Origin of the sequence: Tenacibaculum finnmarkense (assembly GCF_900239185.1) — a bacterium.
Taxonomy (GTDB): domain Bacteria; phylum Bacteroidota; class Bacteroidia; order Flavobacteriales; family Flavobacteriaceae; genus Polaribacter; species Polaribacter finnmarkensis.
The window spans coordinates 1-1271 of sequence record NZ_OENA01000089.1; the positions used below are offsets into that span (position 1 = coordinate 1).

The following is a 1271-nucleotide window of genomic DNA, read 5'->3' on the forward strand; positions in this document are numbered from 1 at the left end:
ATTAAATCTGTAAAAAATGCTTCCAGTTTAGGTACTGATGAAGATGGAAATGTAATTACTGGAGTAAAATCAGATGAAAAAGAAATTGATTTATCTGTGTATCGAAAAAAAAGAGGGGTTATATTTATAAATCAAAGTGATATAGATAGTAATGGGGTTTACTCTTTATTTAACGCTAATTTAGAAGATACTATTTTAGTTGTACAAGGTAAATTAAAATTAAGTAGGATATTATTTAATACTAATTCTATAAAAAGTGTAGGCTCTACTATTGAAATAGTGAATACAGTTTTTCCGATTGATGTTGTTTTTGATGATTCTAAAGCTATGAATTATCAGGATGAAAACTCGAAAAAGATTGCTAGAGGTAAAACCTTAAAAGTAACAAAAATAGGGTTTAAGAACATGCAAGATTATATATTTCATTAAATAAAAACTGACAATGAGCAGAAAAGTAGAAACAACGCATTTGCAGGTTAAATCTGTTAAAAATGCAAAGGTATTAGGTACTGACAAAGATGGTTTTGTTATTGAAAGTGATTTAGATTTTTTGAATTACATACCTAAAGATGGAGCAAAAGGAGCTGACGGTTTAAAAGGAGCAAAAGGCGATACTGGAGCAAAAGGAGCTGACGGTTTAAAAGGAGCAAAAGGCGATACTGGAGCAAAAGGAGCTGACGGTTTAAAAGGAACAAAAGGAGATACTGGAGCAAAAGGAGCTGACGGTTTAAAAGGAGCAAAAGGCGATACTGGAGCAAAAGGAGCTGACGGTTTAAAAGGAGCAAAAGGCGATACTGGAGTAAAAGGAGCTGACGGTTTAAAAGGAACAAAAGGAGATACTGGAGCAAAAGGAGCTGACGGTTTAAAAGGAACAAAAGGAGATATTGGAGCAAAAGGAGCTGACGGTTTAAAAGGAGCAAAAGGCGATACTGGAGCAAAAGGAGCTGACGGTTTAAAAGGAGCAAAAGGCGATACTGGAGTAAAAGGAGCTGACGGTTTAAAAGGAACAAAAGGAGATACTGGAGCAAAAGGAGCTGACGGTTTAAAAGGAACAAAAGGAGATATTGGAGCAAAAGGAAGCGATGCCAATTCAATAGACGTACAAGGAGGAACAAACATAACTATTGATAAAACAAACCCACTAAAACCTGTAATTAATAGTTCTTTACCTGCTAAATTTTATGAAGAGGGGGTTTTCGAGCCTATTTTATCTTCGAGTTATGACGCTTCAGATTTAAAAAAAAGATATAAAACAGTTTCACCTAAAGGGT

At 34.6% G+C, this 1271-nt stretch carries 1 protein-coding gene and 1 pseudogene; both read left to right on the top strand.

Features of this window, described 5'->3' with window-relative positions; translation table 11 throughout:
* A partial coding sequence (locus AQ1689_RS10505; RefSeq protein ID WP_180947581.1) for a hypothetical protein occupies positions 1 to 429 on the top strand: 429 nt, incomplete at its 5' end.
* 13 nt (positions 430 to 442) lie between these two features.
* A pseudogene (locus tag AQ1689_RS10510) lies at positions 443 to 1271 on the top strand (hypothetical protein); the annotation flags it as partial.